Below are 17,796 nucleotides of genomic sequence, written 5' to 3'. Positions count from 1 at the left end.
GCCGACGCGGTGGCTTGGATCGGTGTACCCGAAATCGCCATTCGTCTGGATTCACGAAGGCCGTGCAAGCCCCAGAACTCAACCTCACCGCACAGCGGTGCTGGGGCTTGGCTCTGCAGTTGAACAGTCGTCCTACCCGCCCCTGGGTGCCGGAAACTTCTAGCGCAGCACTCGAATTCTCCAGCAGCCACCGTATTTCCACTAGGGCACTTCTTGCCTGTTCCGGCATATTCTCGATACTGATCGCTATCCGGGTTGCCTTCGCGATAGCTCCCGTGGGTGTCGTGGGTTTCGGAAAATCTCCGGTGGGAGCACCGGGGTATCACGGATATTTCTGTACCCGGCGCGCGCTCGCGGCGCGATGCTGGCCTGCCCCTCACCACAGGTCCCACCACCACCGCGCGCGTAGCCGCGGTGCTAGGAGGCCTCGAATCGAATGAGATAGCTAAGGCGCTCCGAACGCAGAGCGCGGCGTTTTCGCTAACACGGGGGTTTAATCGCCCCAGTGGGTCGCCGATCGTGAGAAAAGCGGGAGACAGCGGCGACAGAAATCCGCACGGTTGCGATCCTGGACGTGGATAAAAACACGGTCGTCAACCACCAGGCGGGCATTTGCAGGCAGAGTCCCGCCTCGGTCCATCTCTCAATCCCAGGCGGCCTCGCTAGCCCCTCGAGCCCTGAAGGGCCACTGTGGATTCGGCTCCGGAACAGCTACAGCGTGAATTCGCTCCCTCATCTGCTTGAGCCTGCAAGTGCCGAGCTGACGGCAGTACTGGAAACCACCAGTTACAGCGGAATGTTTCCGTGAGCGCCGCGGCCTGCCGGGGCAGACGCGAGAGCCTCCGCCACTCGCCGCCTGGTCTCGGTCGGGGTGATGATCTCGTCCACCACCCCGAGCTCCACCGCTCGGGCCACACCGCCGGCTACCCGTTCGTGTTCTTCTGCAAGCTTGGCGTGTAGGGCTTCTCGTTCGTCATCCGGAGCCGCGGCCAATGTCCGGCGGTGCAGAATACCGACTGCCGCTTTTGCTCCCATGACGGCAACTTCGGCGCCAGGCCAGGCAAATACTGCTGTCGCACCAAGGGATTTGGAGTTCATTGCAATATACGCGCCACCAAAAGCCTTGCGGGTCACCAACGTCACGCGGGGCACCACCGCTTCGGCGAAGGCGTGGAGCAGCTTCGCACCTCGTCGGACAACGCCATCCCATTCTTGGCCGACTCCGGGCAGGTAACCAGGCACGTCGACGATCACCAGAAGTGGAATTCCAAATGCGTCGCACATCCGCACGAAGCGGGATGCCTTTTCAGCCGAGGTCGAGTCGAGACAGCCACCGAGGCGAATGGGGTTGTTTGCCACGATTCCGACACTTCGGCCCGCTAGTCGGCCTAGGCCGATCACGATGTTCGGCGCCCATTTCGCCTGCAATTCCTCCATCGGCTCGTCGAGCAGGCTGTTGATCAGCGGGTGCACGTCGTAGGCACGATTGCGTTGCTCGGGCAGCAGCGTCGAAAGGTCCAATTCGTCGACCATCCCGGCGATCCCCGCGATACCGGGGCGGGAGAACAGCCCGACCAAACGGCGCGCGCGGCCAAGTGCATCTTCTTCCGACTTGGCGACGACGTGTACGACGCCAGACTTTCGACCGTGTGCGGTGGGTCCGCCGAGGGATTCCATGTCGACCTGCTCGCCGGTGACGGATTTGACGACATCCGGACCGGTCACGAATACGCGGCCTTCCGGGGCCATTATGACGATATCTGTCAGGGCGGGGCCGTAAGCGGCGCCGCCAGCCGCGGGACCGAGCACCACGGAAATTTGCGGGATACGACCGGATGCGCGCACCATCGCCGCGAAGACGTTACCCACACCGTCCAGGGCTTCGACCCCTTCCGCGAGGCGGGCACCGCCGGAATGCCAGAGCCCAATGACGGGCACGCGCTCGCGGACGGCGGTGTCGATCGCAGCCACAATGTGGTGGCAGCCCGCGGCCCCCATGGCGCCGCCCATCCGGGTGGCGTCGGTGCAGAAGGCGATGACCTTGGCTCCGTCAATCTTGCCGCGGACAGCCCACAGCCCTGACGTATCTACAGGGGTGATGCCTTCCATCGAGCCGTCGTCCAGCAGCGCAGCTAGGCGTTGCTCTGGTTCGCGGGGGTCGATTTTGCGCGGTCCGCGGGCAGCCAGGGCGGCTGCGGCGGCAGCCAGCGCGAGTTCGGCCGCAGTGTGCCGGGCCGTAGGAGATGACGGGGCAGCAGCGAAACTGGCCGCAGAAACGGTGGTGTTCTCGGAATCAGTGGTGGTCAAGGGAAAGCTCCTTGCAGGTGTGTGTCAGCTCCATCGAAGAGCCAACGTTTCCGATGAGCCGGGGTTGGTGCGTCGAGAACTCTGGGGTGGGACCATCCGGTCACCGGCAGGAAACCAAAGACCGGACGGTCCAGTAATTGACGAATCAGTTACGGGTGAAGGCCAAAGCGACGTTGTGCCCGCCGAAACCGAATGAATCGTTGATGGCCGCTTCGAGTGTGACCTCGCGATTGGCCGTGGCCACATCGACTTCGATTGCTGGATCAAGGTTTTGAATATTGCGAGTGCCGGGCACAATGCCGTTCTGGATGGCGAGAACGGTCGCGATGGCCTCGACAGCGCCTGCGGCGCCGAGCATGTGGCCGGTCATCGACTTAGTGGCGGTCACAACGGGATGCGTGCCAATTGCTCCGATGATTGTTTTGGACTCGGCAAGGTCGCCGACCGGAGTGGAGGTGGCGTGCGCGTTCACGTGCCCGATGTCGGCCTTGGTGAGACCAGCAGTGCGCAGCGCCTTGGCGATGGCTCGGCTGGAGCCTTCGCCGGTGGGCTCCGGGGCGGTGACGTGGAACGCGTCATTCGTCATACCAATGCCAGCCAGGACGCCATAAATCTTGGCGCCGCGGGCTTCAGCGTGACTGCGGCGCTCGAGCACCATGATGCCGGCTCCTTCGCCGATGACGAATCCGTCGCGCCCCGTATCGAACGGACGCGATGCGGTAAACGGATCGTCGTTGCGCGTGCTCATGGCACGCATCTGGGCGAATCCGGCGATGGGCAGAGGGTGAATGCAGCCCTCGGCGCCGCCAGCGAGGGCGATATCGATTTCGCCTTCCTTGATCAGCTTCCAGGCCCAAGCCAAGCCCTCGGCGCCAGCCGCGCAGGCCGATACCGGGGCGTGAACAGCTCCACGAGCCTTGTTCCATAGGCCGACCGCAGCCGCCGGTCCATTGGGCATCAACATCGGCACCGTAAGGACGGCAACCTTCCGGATGCCCTCGTTTTCCAAGAGGTCGTCTTGGTCGAGAAGTGTGACAGCGCCGCCGATTCCGGTTCCGATCACCACCCCGCGACGGATGGGGTCGATGTCGTCGGGCGACCCGGCGTCCGCCCACGCCTCGCGGGCGGCAATCAATGCCACCTGTTGGCTACGGTCGAGTCGGCGTGCCTCCACGCGAGGCAATACTTCGAGCGGGTCGACGGCCAAGGGTGCGTGCAGCCGAACCGGAAGGTTGAATTTCTCCGCCCAGGGCGCTGTCAGCGATTTTACGCCCACAGTGCCGTCGAGCATGGCCTGCCACATCTCGGGCGCGGTGCCGCCGATGGGCGTAGTTGCCCCAATGCCGGTGACAACTACGTCTTCGTCTCTACTCACTGCAGGTCTCCTCGCACGGTGGGCATCGTTGGCGCTGGTGCGCCTACGAGGCCCCCGAGTCGTCGATGTGGCACTTCAACTTCACTTGCTGCACAGCAGGTTTCGGCGCTATTGACGCCGAATTGAGTCAGGACTTGTTCGACTCGATGTAGGTGACGGCGTCTGCGACGGTCTTGAGGTTTGCCAGCTCGTCGTCGGGGATCTTGACGCCGAAACGATCCTCGGCTTGCACTGCAATCTCCACCATCGACAGGGAGTCGATGTCGAGGTCGTCGGTGAAGGACTTCTCGGGCGAGACGTCAGCGGCAGAGACACCAGCAACCTCTTCGATAATTTCCGAAAGGCCGGTCAGAACGTCTTCGTGGGGGTTGGTCACAATTATTTCCTTTCACAGTGAACCGGTCGGGTCGGGGTTTGACCGCCGGGGTAATTCCGAGGGGAACAGCAAGCATTATCGCTGTCGAACCGCGCTCAAGGGCAGCGGTAGACGAGAGCGGCGTAGGTGAGTCCGGCGCCATAGCCAACGGACAGGATTAGATCGCCGGATTTGACGGTTCCGGCAGCTCGCATTCTGTCCAAACTGATGGGAATTGATGCAGACGAGGTGTTGCCGGTGGTCTGGATGTCGGTAGCCACCACCAGGTCGTCCCGAGCGCCCGCAGCTTTGATCTTCTTGGCAATTGACTCGATGATCCGCAGGTTTGCCTGGTGGGTGATAAGCACATCGATATCGGCGAGCGCGACACCTGCAAGTTCGGCGGCTCGGATAGCAACGGGGGCGATTGCCGTTGTCGCCCAACGGAAGACGGACTGGCCCTCCTGGTAGACGAAAGATTCGCGGTCCTTGACGTGAATTGTCGAGGTCAGCTTCTCTGAGGAACCCCATGCCACGGGTCCAATTTCGTCTACCGCGCTCCCCACGATAACGGCGGCGCCAGCGCCGTCGCCAAAGATGATGGCGTTACCTCGGTCGGCCGGGTTGACCCAGTCGGTCATCCGCTCGGAACCGACCACAAGAACGTTGCGGGAGGTTCCGGCCTTGATGGCGTGGGAGGCCAAGGCCATGCCGTAACAAAATCCGGCGCAGGCGCCGTTGACGTCAAATGATCCGGGAGCCTCGATGCCAAGTTCGGCGGCAACCTGAGTGGAGGCGTGCGGGATTTGGGAGGGCATGGTGCAGGTCGCCACGATCACGGTATCGATGTCGGCAGGGGTCAAGCCAGCGTCAGCGATGGCGTGTGCTCCGGCTTGCGCCCCCATCCAGACCACGGTTTCGGTGTCGTTGGCGAAGTGCCGTTCGACGATGCCGACACGGCTGCGAATCCATTCGTCATTGGTGTCCAGAGTATTGGCCAGATCATCATTGGTGACCACCCGCTCCGGGCGGTAGTGGCCAGTGCCAGCGATCCGGGTGCCTGCAATGGTCGGCAAAGGCCTAATGACTGCGCCGCTCATAAGCTTTCTCCCGCGCTATTACCGTGCCCTGCGTGAATCTGCTGTACCTGGCTGTGCTCGGGCTGTACCTGGCTGTGCTCGGGCTGTACCTGGCTGTGCTCGGCCATAAAGGCAATGGCCTTGTCCAAATCTTCCGGGCCCTTCAGAGCCAACGTGGCGGTGCCCTTGAGTTGACGTTTCACGAGCCCCACGAGTGCACCTGCGGGAGGAAGCTCTAGAACTCCCGTAACCCCCTGCGCTGCAAGGGTTTCCATACACAGATCCCAGCGGACGGGGCGGGTGATCTGAGTAATAAGCAGCTGCAAGTAGGCCGGGCCGTCGGCGACAAGACAGCCGTCCGCGTTCGTGAGGAGTGCTCTTGTGGGAGTTGTGCCGGACAGCGCGGCCACATAACTGGCAAACGCAGCCTGGGCAGAAGCCATGTAATGGGTGTGGAATGCGCCGGCAACGGCAAGTGGCATCACTCGCGCGCCGTCGACACCTTCGGCGAGCAGCGTTTCGATCTTGGCCAATTCGCCCGCCGCGACCACCTGGCCAGCGCCGTTAACGTTCGCGCCGGTGAGTTCTAGCTCTGCGAGACGGGCGGTAACCACCTCGCCATTACCCCCGAGAACGACGGCCATGGAAGACGGGGTGAGCGCGCAGGCGGCGGCCATTGCACGGCCTCGGACACCCGCCAAAGCAGCAGCTTCACCATCGGAGATGACGCCGGCGATCGCAGCAGCGGCCAATTCCCCGACGGAATGGCCGCCGGCAACAGCGGCGGCTGGGATATCGAGTTGCCGCGCTGCCAGCAAGGCTGCGACGACCACGAGCGGTTGAGTAACGGCGGTATCTTTAATCTCGTCTGCCCCAGCAGTGGTTCCCAGCCTGACAAGGTCGATGCCCGCAGCATCACTGAGTGTCGCTGCACGCTCGGCAAGACCCGGCACTTCCAGCCACGGGGCGAGCATTCCAGGTTTTTGGGATCCCTGTCCGGGAGCAACTATTGCCAGCACGTGGTCTACCTAACCATTGAACTCACCAGTAACCGCACCCTGTGGTTACCAAGTCGTGACCTGTGTTTTGTATGGATCCTACAAGTTTCTGAGCCGGAACAGCCAAATGGGTGGACGCGATCACCCCTGGAGGCGGCCGAGGATGAGCGCCACCTGAAGGGCCAACGCATCTCGGGAGTTCCAAGGGTCTCGCCCGGTGGTTTCGGCGATGCGGTGGAGCCGGTAGCGCATGGTGTTGGGATGGACGAAGAGAGCGCGAGCTGCGGGCTCCAGTGCACCGCCGTGATCCAGGTAGGCCTGCAGGGTCTGCGTCAGCGGGCTGGTGGATGCCGCCAACGGCTCATAGATCGCAGTGCGTAAACGAGCTGCCGCCGTGGGGTCGCCCGCGATGGCGCGCTCGGCAAGCAAATCGGTCGAGGCAACTGGACGGGGTGCGTCCAGCCAGGCCGGGCTGGCGCGCAAACCGGCGAGAGCCTCGACAGCGGAGGAAACGGCACCAGATAAGCCAGCGCCCGTGGGACCTAAGACGATGGGTCCGCCCGCAAAAAGTCCGGCGCCGCCGGTAAGGAGTTCGGCAAGATCCGGCAAAGGCCCGCCGAGCACAATGATGAGCCGGCTTCCCTGAACTCCGGCCATTGCCGGTATCTTCAGCGACTTCGCCCACTCGCTGACCCGGGCCACTGCTTCGGTGCGGTTGCTCCCAGCCGATCCGAGGACGACGGTGGCCGCGGCTGTGGCATCCCATCCGAGTGCGGCGGCGCGGGAGGAGAGAGTCTCCTCATCTTCCCCGCGGATGATGCCGTCAACAACGGCTGCCTCGACTCTGGCATCCCAGGCGCCGCGAGTCTCTGCCGCGGTGGCGTACACGGCTGCCGCGGCAAAGGCGATTTCGCGGCTGTATCGCAGCAGTGAATCAGAGAGTGCGGCTTTTTCGTTCTCCGTCGCTCCGAGCGCGGGAACGTGGACTTCGGCGACGTCGATGGCGATGCGCACCAACTCGACCGTCCTTCTGAGCGATACCGCTCGCGAGAGATCGCGAGGTGCGGTGCCGAAAACCGTGTCGGTGAGCCGCAAGTCGGTGTCCGAGGTGCGTGCCCACGGTACGTACCCGGCGATGCCAGCCTGCGCTACCAGGGTGACCCACGAGCGTTGATCAGCAGGCAACGAGCGGAACCACGGCAGTTGTTCGTCCATCAGCGCTACGGCTCTGGTTGCCATCGCGCCAGAAGCTTGCTCCACCCGCGTCAGGGTGTCCTGGGAGATGATGCCTTCGTCGGGGGGGAGTGGTGTAGCGATCACGCTTTCAGGGTGTCATGAACCCTGTGGCTGGTCCCAGTCTCCCGCCCCGGGAAAGCCCGACAAGGTGTGTCTTGTGGGCGGCGCTGAGCTGGAGTTTCTTCCCCAGAGCCGGCCCTTGCCTTCGGCGACCTTGATGCAGGCCACCGAAAATCACGACCTCCGATTTTCAGTTACCTGTCGGGCATAGCTGAAGGTTGCGACGCGACACATCGGCGCTAGCAGGAGAAAGAGCACTGCCGGGCCGTCTAACTAGTGCCGCAAACTGGCATCTGCTCAATTACACCTTGGACGATTCCCGGTGTGTTTTGGGCTTCGAGAAAATCACCCTGAAGAATGGAAACATCGCCATCCAGATCCCCGATCCTATAGCGAGGAACCTGCGGCACCGATCTGGCCCACACCCATGCTGATGCTCGAGTTCGTGGTGTTCCGATTGCCGAACGCTGACCGGTCGCGATCGGCGATCGCGGCAGCTTCGCTGATCGAGAGCGCTTGGTCTCGATTGAGGATGGACTATCGGGGCACCACCGTGGTCAGGCATCGAATACCGGGTGCACGGCTGATCCGCCCATCGGCCGTAAGGAGGGCACAGCCGAGGGATTCGGCTAGCGCGACGTAGCCGGCGTCGTAGGCGGAGAGGTTGTCGCGCAGTGCCCAGATGCGTTCGAGAAGGCCGTGAGTCGGATAGCGGGTAACGCCTAGACGGCCCCAGGTGCCCAACGCAGCCCAACCTGCGTCGGCGGCGATTCCTCTGGACGCGACCAGTCTGCGAAGTCCACTCGCTACTTCCGAATCGATCAGATGAGGCGCGTGTAGCTGCTCGGTGGCCAGCGCCTCGCGTGCAGGTCCAGCGTTCAGGAGCGCGGACAGGGCTGCCGAGGCGTCGACGACGATCACCGAGCGGCGCGTTCCTGCTCGAGGGTCTCGACGATCTCGGAAATGTCGACATCGAGGTCGGCTAGCTGCGCCATCAACGAGGGATTGTCCGCGCGGCGAGATACATCGGACAGCTCTCGGACCGCGACCGCTCCGAGTGACGTGCCGTCCCGATCTGCGAGCTGCTGGAGTCTGCGAACCACGTCTTCGGGAACATTTCTCAGATACAAAGTCTTCATGTTGCAGTATGCTAGCAGCATGCTTGCAGATTCACGAGTCTGCTTAGAGAGCCGATGCTTGCCCGAGGCTGCTCTGTCGGTGAGACCGATACCAGCCTTCAAATTCCAGCCAGCCCAAAAACGCGGGGCCGACACCTGTTCCGGTGCCGGCCCCGCAACTATCTGTACGCGTTGAACTATCCCTCGGAGGATCGCATGGGGGAGCCTGCTTAGGACTCGCCGCCCGCGTTACCGCTGCGTCCGGCTCTGGGGTCGTGCAATTGGTACTTGCTGACCGCTTCCGATGCGGCTCCCACGCGGTACTCACCACGCTTCTCCAACGCAGAAAGTGCGGCGACGACCATGGAAGGGCCGTCGATCAAGAAGTGACGTCGAGCGGCAGACCGGGTGTCGGAGAAACCGAACCCGTCGGCGCCCAAAGCAGTGAAATCTGTAGGAACCCACGGCGCGATCTGGTTTTGAACCGCACGCTGGTAGTCACTGGTAGCGATGACGGGGCCAGCCGCGTCCTGCAACTTCTGCGTAACAAATGGAACGGTCGTAACGCTGGGATCGAGAAGCTTTGCGCGCTCGATCCTCTCGCCGTCTCGGGCGAGCTCGGTCCAGCTGGTGACCGACCACACGTCGGCCGCAACATTCCAGTCGGTTTCCAACAGCTGCTGCGCTTCGAGCGCCCAGCGCAGCCCCACGCCGGAGGCCAAGAGTTGCACCCGTGCCTTACCGTCGGCGTCACTAGCGGGCGCCAACAGGTACATCCCCTTCAAAAGCCCGTCCACATCAAGGTTCTCGGGCTCGGCGGGCTGTACATAGGGCTCGTTGTAGAGCGTGATGTAGTAGAAGACGTCTTCGCCCCTGGGGTGAAGTTCCGACGATCCGTACATCCGGCGCAAGCCGTCCTTGACGATGTGCGCGATCTCAAACCCGTAGGCAGGGTCGTAGGACACGACGTGCGGCATGGTCGCGGCCAACAGGTGCGAATGGCCATCCGCGTGCTGCAGGCCTTCGCCGGTCAAGGTGGTCCGACCGGCTGTTGCACCCATAACGAAGCCTCGGGCCATCTGGTCACCAGCTGCCCAAAGGCCATCACCGGTCCGCTGGAACCCGAACATTGAATAGAAGATATAGATCGGAATCAGTGGTTCGCCGTGCGTGGCATACGACGTGGCAACAGCGGTGAAGGTGGCCACCGAGCCAGCCTCGTCGATCCCTTCGTGCAGGATCTGCCCTTGTTCGCTTTCCTTGTAGGCGAGCATCAAGTTGGCATCCACGGCCGTGTACAGCTGGCCGTTGGGGTTGTAGATCTTGAGCGTCGGGAAGAACGAGTCCATTCCGAACGTGCGAGCTTCGTCGGGGATGATCGGGACAATGCGCGGCCCAATCTCTGGGTCGCGGACCAGATCGCGGACCAGCCGGACGAACGCCATCGTAGTGGCGATCTCCTGTTTGCCCGAGCCCTTGCGCACGGCGGTGTAGACCTCGTCACCGGGCAGTTTGAGCATCTTGGCTGCCGAGCGGCGCTCCGGGACGTAACCCCCGAGGCGGCTGCGGCGCTCCTGCAGGTACTCCAGTTCCGGGCTGTTATCGCCAGGGTGGAAGTACGGCGGCTGGTAGGGATCCTTGTCCAACTGCGCATCATCGATCGGGATGTGCAGCTCGTCGCGGAAGCTCTTGAGGTTATCCAGCGTCAGCTTCTTCATCTGGTGGGTGGCGTTGCGGCCTTCGAAGGACGAGCCGAGGTGGAAGCCCTTGATCGTCTTCGCGAGGATGACGGTCGGCTGTCCCTTGTGCTCCTGCGCAGCCTTGTAAGCGGCATACACCTTGCGATAGTCGTGTCCACCGCGGCGCAGGTTCCAGATGTCGGCGTCGGTCATATCTTTGACCATCGCCTTGGTGCGGGGGTCACGTCCGAAGAAGTGCTCGCGAACATAGGCGCCGTCGTTGGCGCGGTAAGTCTGGTAGTCGCCGTCAGCGGTGGCGTTCATCAAATTGACGAGAGCGCCGTCGCGGTCGGCTTGGAGTAGGTGGTCCCACTCGCGTCCCCAGACGACTTTGATGACGTTCCAGCCAGCGCCGCGGTAGAAGGACTCCAGTTCCTGGATGATCTTCCCGTTCCCGCGCACGGGACCGTCGAGGCGCTGCAGGTTGCAGTTCACGACGAAGGTCAGGTTGTCGAGCCCATCAACTGCTGCGATGTGGATAAGCCCACGAGACTCGACTTCATCCATTTCGCCATCGCCGAGGAAGGCCCACACGTTCTGGTCGGATGTGTCCTTAATACCGCGGTGGTGCAGGTACTTGTTGACGCGGGCCTGCTGGATGGCATTCATCGGGCCGAGGCCCATTGACACGGTTGGGAACTCCCAGAAGTCCTTCATCAATCGCGGGTGGGGGTAGGACGGAATTCCTCCGCCGGGATGCGATACCTCTTGCCGGAAGCCATCCATTTGGTTTTCGCTCAACCGGTTCTCGAGGTAAGCGCGCGCATACATGCCGGGTGAGGCGTGACCCTGATAGAAAATGTGGTCGCCACCCCCCGGTGCATCCTTACCTCGGAAGAACCAGTTGTGGCCCACTTCGTAGAGGCTGGCAGAGGAAGCGTAGGTGGAAATGTGGCCGCCGACCCCGATCCCGGGCCGCTGTGCCCGGTGCACCATAATCGCTGCGTTCCAACGGATCCAGGCGCGGTAGCGGCGTTCGATTGCTTCATCACCGGGGAAGAAAGGTTCGCTCTCGGTGGCGATGGTGTTGATGTAATCGGTGGCCGTGAGCGCGGGAAGCCCCACTGCTCTCTCGCGAGCGCGCGCCAACAATCTCAACATGAGGTACCGGGCACGCTGCTGTCCGTTTGCATCGACCATGGAGTCGAAAGAATCCAGCCATTCCGAGGTTTCTTCGGGATCAATATCTGGAAGCTGAGCCGCGAGGCCGTCACGTATCACGCGGTGGCGCTCCGGGGTCATGTCTTCGTACGGTGACGCAGCCAAGGGATCTCCTCGTCAGGGGGCCAACACCCGGGTCACGGGCACAAGCCACTTCGGTTCAGCCGAGCTCGTTCGCAGGGCCGTTCTCCATTGTCCTGCATTGTTGGCGGGTTTGTGTATCCGGCCCCGGGGTACGTCGTAGATGGGTTATTTGGGCCCGGCGTGTGGCGTGTGCGGGATAGTTACCAGGTCTTAACAGGAATACGGTTCGAATCCGGGGCTCATGCCTAATAAGGTAGGGGCGACCCGCGGCGTATTCGCCCGCGGGAATCAACGTGTGGAGAGGTGAGGTAGGGCGTGACTGACGTAGCAGGGCCGGCGGGGGTAGCAGCGGCTCGGCTCGGCCTAGCGGCCGGGAACCTGGTTGGCGAGTTCGGGTACGACGACGATGTGGACCACGATTTTCGCGATGAGATCGAGGATCTGATCGGTGCGGAAATGCTCGACGAGGACGCCGATGATGTAGTTGACGCGGTCATGCTCTGGTGGCGTGAAACCGACGGAGATCTCACGGATGCATTAGTTGACGCGATGACGCCACTGGCGGACAGCGGCTCGATCTGGTTGTTGACACCGAAAACTGGTCGCGACGGATATGTTGAGCCCTCGGACGTTTCTGAAGCCGCGCAGATCTCGGGTCTGGCTTCCACCACGTCGTCGTCGGTGGGTCCAGAGTGGACCATGACGCGTTTGGTCCGGCCAAAGTCAGAGAAGAAAGTTCGCAGCTAGCGCCCTCTCCCTTTTGCTTCAGAGGTCCTAGGCACACGCCCCCTAAGAAGGAATCTGTAATGACGGTAGAAGTTGGCACCCTCGCACCTGAGTTCACTCTCTCAAACCAGGACGGCGAGAGCGTTGTTCTGTCCTCATTTAGAGGCAAACAGGCGGTTCTCGTGGTCTTTTATCCCTTCGCATTTTCTCAGACGTGCACGGGTGAGCTGTGCGCGATTCGCGACGACCTGGGCTCGTTCCAAAACGATGCAATTCAGGTGCTTGCGATCTCGGTGGATGCAAAATATTCACTGAAGGCCTATGCGGAATCGCAGGGTTACGCCTTTCCCTTGCTGGCCGACTTCTGGCCGCATGGCGCAGTGGCCCAACAATACGGCGTCTTCATGGAAGGTCCGGGGATGGCACTTCGGGGCACCTTCCTTGTCGACATCGACGGTGTAGTCCGGTTTGCCGAAGTTAATGGTCCGGGAGAAGCGCGAGACCAAGCTGCCTGGAAACGTGCAGTGGCGGCCTTGAGTTCATGAGATAATCTCTTTGGGCCTCAACGGTAGTGCGGGCCCAGGGTTCGCCCATGGCGGCGGGCTCAGGGGCGTGTAGCTCAGCGGAAGAGCATCTCGTTTACACCGAGACGGTCGGGGGTTCGATCCCCTCCGCGCCCACTTCAGTGCTGGTTTAGGGTAGGGCATGCCCACGCTGCAGAACGGTCGGCTACAGCAATTTCCGTCCGAATGTGAGCTGGCCCAGAACAGTCGAATTCGGCATTCACCATTACGGGGGCACATTTCATGATGTATCGCGCACTCTCCATGATCGGTACATCCGTCCTTGTTATCGGACTCGCCTCGTGTGGGTCTGTCAGCGGCTCCGGGCAGAGGGCAAGCGAACCATCGGTGACCAACGATTCCAGTACGGCAAAATCCAGAGACCTGGAAACCGTCACATCCGTGGTGACCACCACCAAAATTATTACTTCATCCGCAGTTCCCACCGATTCAGTGTCCGATGCGCCGGTGGTCACGGCTTCGTCGCCGCCCTCTACCGCGCCGGATTCAACGGCCCCACCGCCGCATGCTGCTGCTGAAGAGACTGCGGCGTCGGCGCCCACAGCCGGGTTGAGACGCGTCACACTGACATGCGATGGCAGTTGGATCATCGATTTGGGCAACTTCGAAGGTCCCGACTCTGGCATCGAAGCCGAGCGCAGAATCGCAGCTCAATACCCCGATGCGGCGATCGGAGTCTTTGCGCCCGACTGTCCCGGCCCGACCGCCCACGCCATCATTTTCGAAGGCCCCTTCGAGATCTACCCGGATGCCTACACCTACCGCCGAAACGCTTTGCAGACCACTGGTCAGGTCACCAGCCTTGTAGCGGGCGCTCTGCAAAATCCTGGCGAACTGGGTATTTGCCTCCTGGAGCCCCGCCCATTGCCCAAACTGGCTCGTGATCCTTCTATCGGGTTGGGAAGCGGCGATGAGGTATTCGAACTCACTGCCTGGCTCCTGACGAAAGGATATCTGGACTATTCCGCTGCAACCCTGGACCGTCCAAATTTTCTGACGCCCGAGGTCGAAGCAGGGATCATCACACTGCAAGCCGACTTGGGTGTTGAGGCGGATGGAATTGTTGGACCCGTTACCTGGACAGCGATTCTAGGGACAGCCTGCAGGGCAGGTTAAACGCCAGTGGTGGTTCCCACCCTTAAACCGTCATCGGTAATCTCAGTCGCCTAGTCTCAACGATTGAGTTTCGATCGCTGGTCAGGCCGGATCGGGTTTGCGAAATCCCGTGGGTCGACACCCCGCGTCTGCACAGGATCTCCCCAGGGCGGAGAGCGCGTCGCGCAAGGACCCAAAAGTGATGCAGGCCCGAAGTCGGAACATGAATGCGCAGTGCGCTCTCATTCCCTTCCCGTGATCGCTTAGCGCCTGCGCGACTCGCGCAGTGTCCTGAGTTGAGTGCTGCGAGGTGGCTTGTGCCCGGCGGCCGGTCCGCGAGCGGAAATATTTCCCCAGCATCGTTAATTTATTTGGCCGATGACTTCGCGCGCGGCAGGAAACAGGTATTACGTCTCAAACGTCATCGTCGAGCTCGTGCAGCTTCCTACAGGCTAACCATTTGTATCCTGCCGCCGGAACGCCCCGAGGCAGGCTTGAGAACCTAGCGGTGACAGCACGATTGCCCATCGGGATGTACAGTCGCGCAGGCACACGCGCAGAGCGCGCGTGAGCGCCCTCGAAAGGTTGTTCTGTGTCGACTGCTCACGGTCATGCATCCACCCACGTTCCGCGCAGTACTTGGTGGGCTTTGGCAGTCCTGATTGCTGGCATGTTTATGTCGCTTCTGGACGCCACGATTGTCAATGTCGCGCTGCCGTCGATCGAAACCCAACTCAACGCGTCCTCCGCAGTCCTGTCCTGGATTGTGTCCGGGTACGCATTGGCGCTGGGCCTGACACTGATTCCTGCCGGGCGTCTGGGCGACAGGTACGGACATAAGTGGGTCTACTTCACCGGTATCGCTCTGTTTACGCTGGCGAGCCTGGCATGCGGTGTGGCTTCCAGCGGCACTTCGCTGGTGGTCTTCCGGGTGCTTCAGGGCTTCGCGGGTGGAATTTTCGTACCCGGGGTTGTTGCGACCATTCAAATACTTTTCCCGCCGCAGGCACGGGGCAAGGCGTTCGGTATCCTCGGCGCCGCTATCGGTTTGTCGTCCGCGCTGGGTCCTGTCATCGGCGGACTCATCTTCCAGTTCTTCGGCGAAGAAAATGGTTGGCGCTTGGTCTTCCTCGTCAATATCCCGGTGGGGATTATCACGCTCGTCGCGGCGTGGAAGTTACTGCCCGCAGACCGTGCGCAGCGCGCCGATACAAAAAAGTTTGGCATCGACCCCGTCGGCATCTTGTTGGTAAGTGCTGGATTCGTGGCGCTTCTGGTGCCTCTAATTCAGGGCGAGTCGCAAGGGTGGCCAGCGTGGACCTTCGCGACCTTAGCTCTCGGGGTCGCTTTGCTCGTGGCATTTGGCTTCTGGGAGACCGCTTACACGAACAGGGGTCTCGAGCCCCTCGTGCCGCCCAGCCTGTTTCGATACAAGGCATTCTCCGGCGGGGTGACTCTGTCGCTGGTGTATTTTGCTGCATTCACCAGTATTTTCTTTACAATCACTATCCTGTGGCAGTCCGGTCTTGGCCACTCGCCGCTGCAGTCGGGCTTGGTTGCTTTGCCTTTCGCGTTCGGCACCATCATTACCTCGTCACAGAGCAGCAAAATCGTGCCTCGACTGGGTCGCAATATTCTCGTTATCGGCGCAACTTTAGTTGCCATCGGACTGTTCTGGACGTGGCTGGTCCTGCGCAACACGGCTCCGTTGGAGCTGACAAACTGGATGCTGCTGGCCCCATTGTTTATCGCTGGCATCGGCAACGGTCTATTTATCGCTCCTAATCTCTCCTTTATCGTTGCCACGGTCGAATCCAGCTATGCCGGCACCGCCAGTGCGGTCATCAGCGCTCTGCAGCGGGTTGGCAGCGCCGTTGGAATTGCCGTTATTGGAAGTGTGTTGTTCGGCACGTTAGAGATTAACGGGAACAGCAGGCTCGCTGTCGCGACGGGGTTTACGAACGCAGCGGCTGCCGCGATGCTGGTCAGCGCCCTATTTTGTGTGGCCGCCCTGATGCTGGTTTTCCTTCTACCTCGCCGGGCCGAAAGGGCCGGAGCGAGGAGAGGCTGATGGATTCGTCATTGCAGATCATGACGCACTCAGGATGTGCATATACTATAGGAAAATCTGATCACATTTAAAAGGATATTCACATGGCAACCAAAGTCATTACCGCATTAGTCGACGATATTGACGGTTCCGAAGCAACTGAGACCATCCGGTTCGCATTGGACGGGCAATCCTATGAGATTGACTTGGGGGATGCTAATGCGGCAGCTTTGCGTGCATCGGTCACTGCATTCGTGACATCCGCTCGGAAAAGCTCCGGCAGCTTCGAAGCTACAAGTGCAGTGCGCTCTAATAAGGTTGAGCTGGTTTTGATTCGGGCTTGGGCGCTTGATCAGGGGATTTCGGTGGGGGACCGAGGCCGGATCGCAGCATCCGTGGTCGCTCAATACAGGGCAGCTCACTAGCCTGTCCGGGCCGTCTGCGTGCGATGAGGATGAGGACAGATTTCGTGCCTCACGGGCGGTGGCCCCTTCGAAGAGTGGTCGGCGGATAAACTGAAGTGCCTGCCGGAATCCAGCACGGTCAAGCAGGCTCCGGAAAGGGCGACGATGACACACTCGGCGTCTATTCCGCGGGAAGTCATCGACGTAGTTTCGCGGGGTGGCGCCAAAGATGCGGGCGGGCTAGACCCCCATCTGCTCTCTGATTTTTTACAGATTGTTGTTCTCTCCGTTGCTGGTGGTACCCGGCTGCGAAAACCAGATGTGCTGCGGTTCAAGGACGTTGGGCGAGTTGCCGCCTCGCAAGGGGTGGCGCTCCGAGCACTTCTCGACTTGTATCTGTCCGCTGCTTGGCGGCTTTGGGAACATCTGCCTGAGGTGCAACAGGCAGCCAGTGACCCACAAGGCGTCGTGCGTGCAGGCCACGCTGTGTTGCGAGCGGCCGACGACGTCGTTGCCGCTCTGACCGAGGGCTACCAACTCGCTAGGCGCGATGTGATCCGTGCAGAGGTATCCGCGCGGCGCGAATTCATCGATGACCTCCTCACTGGCAGCAGCGATGTCGTGGGGTTGGTCGAACGGGCAGCGACGTTCGGCCTCAGTCTTCCCGGGCCGCACGCTGTGGCGATAGTCCGATCCGAAAGGCCCTTTGTAGAGGGCAGCCCTGTGGTGGTGGCGATAGAACGCGCACTGCTGGGAACGAAGGCAGACGCAGACGCTTTGATAGCGACCAAGGACGGAGCGCTGGTCGCTATCTTCGCCGCGCCCGATAAGTTGGCTGTGTCGGAAATGGTAGCCGGAATAACGTCAGTGCTGCCCCCTCGCTCAGGCGACCCAGTTCTCCCGACCAAGGTCCAACTGCGCCGCTTCCCCAAAGTCGGTGACTGGCAACTGGGGATAGGTCGCTCGCACGTCGGTCCGGCGGGCGTCCGGGCATCCTTTGAAGATGCCAAAGAGGCGCTCGATCTGGGGAGAAGGCTGGGCCGCGCGCTGGATGTGATCGATGCTGCCGAAATGCTGGTCTATCGAGTGCTGCTACGCGATAAAGCGGCGATGACGGATTTGGTACGGACGGTCCTCGGGCCGCTCACCACCGCTCGTGGTGGGGCGCGGCCGCTGATTGACACGCTCTTCGCTTACTTTTCTACGGGAAGCAACACCGCGGCAACTGCGCGCACCATGCATCTCTCCGTACGTGCGGTCACCTACCGCCTCGAGCGGGTACGGCAACTGACAGGCCATGACCCGGACGATGCCACCTCTAGGTTCACTTTGCACACGGCAGTGCTAGGAGCCCGTTTGATCGAGTGGGATGCCCAAGTATTGCCGTAAAACGGCAACCAACTGCCTTTTTTTTAGGCAAATTCA

15 protein-coding genes and 1 tRNA gene are annotated in these 17,796 nt (G+C 61.4%); 7 read left to right on the top strand and 9 right to left on the bottom strand.

The features are described from left to right. Positions 1–786: 786 nt before the first annotated feature. The 9 genes from EH165_RS08610 to aceE all read right to left on the bottom strand — a co-directional run bounded on the left by EH165_RS08610 (position 787) and on the right by aceE (position 11,509). Positions 787–2,187 carry an acyl-CoA carboxylase subunit beta gene (locus tag EH165_RS08610; protein WP_239020780.1) on the bottom strand — a complete coding sequence of 467 codons (1,401 nt, stop codon included), beginning with the start codon at positions 2,185–2,187 and terminating at the stop codon, positions 787–789. A 265-nt stretch (positions 2,188–2,452) separates the two neighbouring features. Further along, positions 2,453–3,682, bottom strand: coding sequence for a beta-ketoacyl-[acyl-carrier-protein] synthase family protein (locus EH165_RS08605; protein ID WP_124799098.1), 1,230 nt, complete (start codon positions 3,680–3,682; stop codon positions 2,453–2,455). A 127-nt stretch (positions 3,683–3,809) separates the two neighbouring features. Next, positions 3,810–4,058, bottom strand: coding sequence for an acyl carrier protein (locus EH165_RS08600; RefSeq protein ID WP_124799097.1), 249 nt, complete (start codon positions 4,056–4,058; stop codon positions 3,810–3,812). Between the two features lie 95 nt (positions 4,059–4,153). Next, positions 4,154–5,137 carry a beta-ketoacyl-ACP synthase III gene (locus tag EH165_RS08595; protein ID WP_124799096.1) on the bottom strand — a complete coding sequence of 328 codons (984 nt, stop codon included), beginning with the start codon at positions 5,135–5,137 and terminating at the stop codon, positions 4,154–4,156. After that, positions 5,134–6,135: an ACP S-malonyltransferase gene (locus tag EH165_RS08590; RefSeq protein ID WP_124799095.1), complete on the bottom strand. Its 1,002-nt coding sequence runs from the start codon at positions 6,133–6,135 to the stop codon at positions 5,134–5,136. Before EH165_RS08590 ends, EH165_RS08595 begins: the two co-directional genes overlap by 4 nt. A 120-nt stretch (positions 6,136–6,255) precedes the next feature. Beyond that, complete coding sequence (locus EH165_RS08585; RefSeq protein ID WP_239020499.1) at positions 6,256–7,434, bottom strand: PucR family transcriptional regulator; 1,179 nt, start codon at positions 7,432–7,434, stop codon at positions 6,256–6,258. A gap of 513 nt (positions 7,435–7,947) precedes the next feature. Further along, the gene (locus tag EH165_RS08580; RefSeq protein ID WP_124799094.1) at positions 7,948–8,331 is read right to left on the bottom strand and encodes a type II toxin-antitoxin system VapC family toxin; all 384 of its coding nucleotides are present in this window, start codon (positions 8,329–8,331) and stop codon (positions 7,948–7,950) included. Continuing rightward, the gene (locus EH165_RS08575; protein ID WP_206425869.1) at positions 8,328–8,570 is read right to left on the bottom strand and encodes a hypothetical protein; all 243 of its coding nucleotides are present in this window, start codon (positions 8,568–8,570) and stop codon (positions 8,328–8,330) included. The genes EH165_RS08580 and EH165_RS08575 overlap by 4 nt, the downstream gene beginning before the upstream one ends. Positions 8,571–8,758: 188 nt before the next feature. Then, a complete protein-coding gene (gene aceE, locus EH165_RS08570) occupies positions 8,759–11,509 on the bottom strand; it encodes a pyruvate dehydrogenase (acetyl-transferring), homodimeric type (RefSeq protein WP_124800410.1) in 2,751 nt (916 codons plus the stop codon). A 318-nt stretch (positions 11,510–11,827) separates the two neighbouring features. On the opposite strand from aceE, the gene EH165_RS08565 reads away from it, so the two are divergent. The 7 genes from EH165_RS08565 to EH165_RS08535 all read left to right on the top strand — a co-directional run bounded on the left by EH165_RS08565 (position 11,828) and on the right by EH165_RS08535 (position 17,760). Beyond that, positions 11,828–12,259: a DUF3052 domain-containing protein gene (locus EH165_RS08565; protein ID WP_124799093.1), complete on the top strand. Its 432-nt coding sequence runs from the start codon at positions 11,828–11,830 to the stop codon at positions 12,257–12,259. A 59-nt stretch (positions 12,260–12,318) separates the two neighbouring features. Further along, the gene (locus tag EH165_RS08560; protein ID WP_124799092.1) at positions 12,319–12,783 is read left to right on the top strand and encodes a peroxiredoxin; all 465 of its coding nucleotides are present in this window, start codon (positions 12,319–12,321) and stop codon (positions 12,781–12,783) included. A gap of 63 nt (positions 12,784–12,846) precedes the next feature. Next, positions 12,847–12,918, top strand: a tRNA-Val gene (locus EH165_RS08555). Positions 12,919–13,044: 126 nt separating this feature from the next. After that, the gene (locus EH165_RS08550; protein ID WP_124799091.1) at positions 13,045–13,938 is read left to right on the top strand and encodes a peptidoglycan-binding domain-containing protein; all 894 of its coding nucleotides are present in this window, start codon (positions 13,045–13,047) and stop codon (positions 13,936–13,938) included. Positions 13,939–14,509: 571 nt separating this feature from the next. Beyond that, positions 14,510–15,988 carry a DHA2 family efflux MFS transporter permease subunit gene (locus tag EH165_RS08545; protein ID WP_206425868.1) on the top strand — a complete coding sequence of 493 codons (1,479 nt, stop codon included), beginning with the start codon at positions 14,510–14,512 and terminating at the stop codon, positions 15,986–15,988. A gap of 83 nt (positions 15,989–16,071) precedes the next feature. After that, the gene (locus tag EH165_RS08540) at positions 16,072–16,392 is read left to right on the top strand and encodes a histone-like nucleoid-structuring protein Lsr2 (protein WP_124799090.1); all 321 of its coding nucleotides are present in this window, start codon (positions 16,072–16,074) and stop codon (positions 16,390–16,392) included. 144 nt (positions 16,393–16,536) lie between these two features. Continuing rightward, the gene (locus tag EH165_RS08535) at positions 16,537–17,760 is read left to right on the top strand and encodes a PucR family transcriptional regulator (RefSeq protein WP_124799089.1); all 1,224 of its coding nucleotides are present in this window, start codon (positions 16,537–16,539) and stop codon (positions 17,758–17,760) included. The last annotated feature ends 36 nt before the right edge of the window (positions 17,761–17,796 follow it).

The sequence above is a fragment of the Nakamurella antarctica genome, assembly GCF_003860405.1.
Lineage (GTDB): Bacteria > Actinomycetota > Actinomycetes > Mycobacteriales > Nakamurellaceae > Nakamurella > Nakamurella antarctica.
Note: the sequence above shows the minus strand (reverse complement) of the source record. Positions and strands in the feature narration are given on the sequence as shown.

Bases quoted from the DNA above. Each gene is read 5' to 3' on its own strand.
- EH165_RS08535 (WP_124799089.1), top strand. From the start codon at position 16,537: ATGACACACTCGGCGTCTATTCCGCGGGAAGTCATCGACGTAGTTTCG.
- EH165_RS08575 (WP_206425869.1), bottom strand. From the start codon at position 8,570: ATGCTGCTAGCATACTGCAACATGAAGACTTTGTATCTGAGAAATGTT.
- EH165_RS08595 (WP_124799096.1), bottom strand. From the start codon at position 5,137: ATGAGCGGCGCAGTCATTAGGCCTTTGCCGACCATTGCAGGCACCCGG.
- EH165_RS08540 (WP_124799090.1), top strand. From the start codon at position 16,072: ATGGCAACCAAAGTCATTACCGCATTAGTCGACGATATTGACGGTTCC.
- EH165_RS08550 (WP_124799091.1), top strand. From the start codon at position 13,045: ATGATGTATCGCGCACTCTCCATGATCGGTACATCCGTCCTTGTTATC.
- aceE (WP_124800410.1), bottom strand. From the start codon at position 11,509: ATGACCCCGGAGCGCCACCGCGTGATACGTGACGGCCTCGCGGCTCAG.
- EH165_RS08560 (WP_124799092.1), top strand. From the start codon at position 12,319: ATGACGGTAGAAGTTGGCACCCTCGCACCTGAGTTCACTCTCTCAAAC.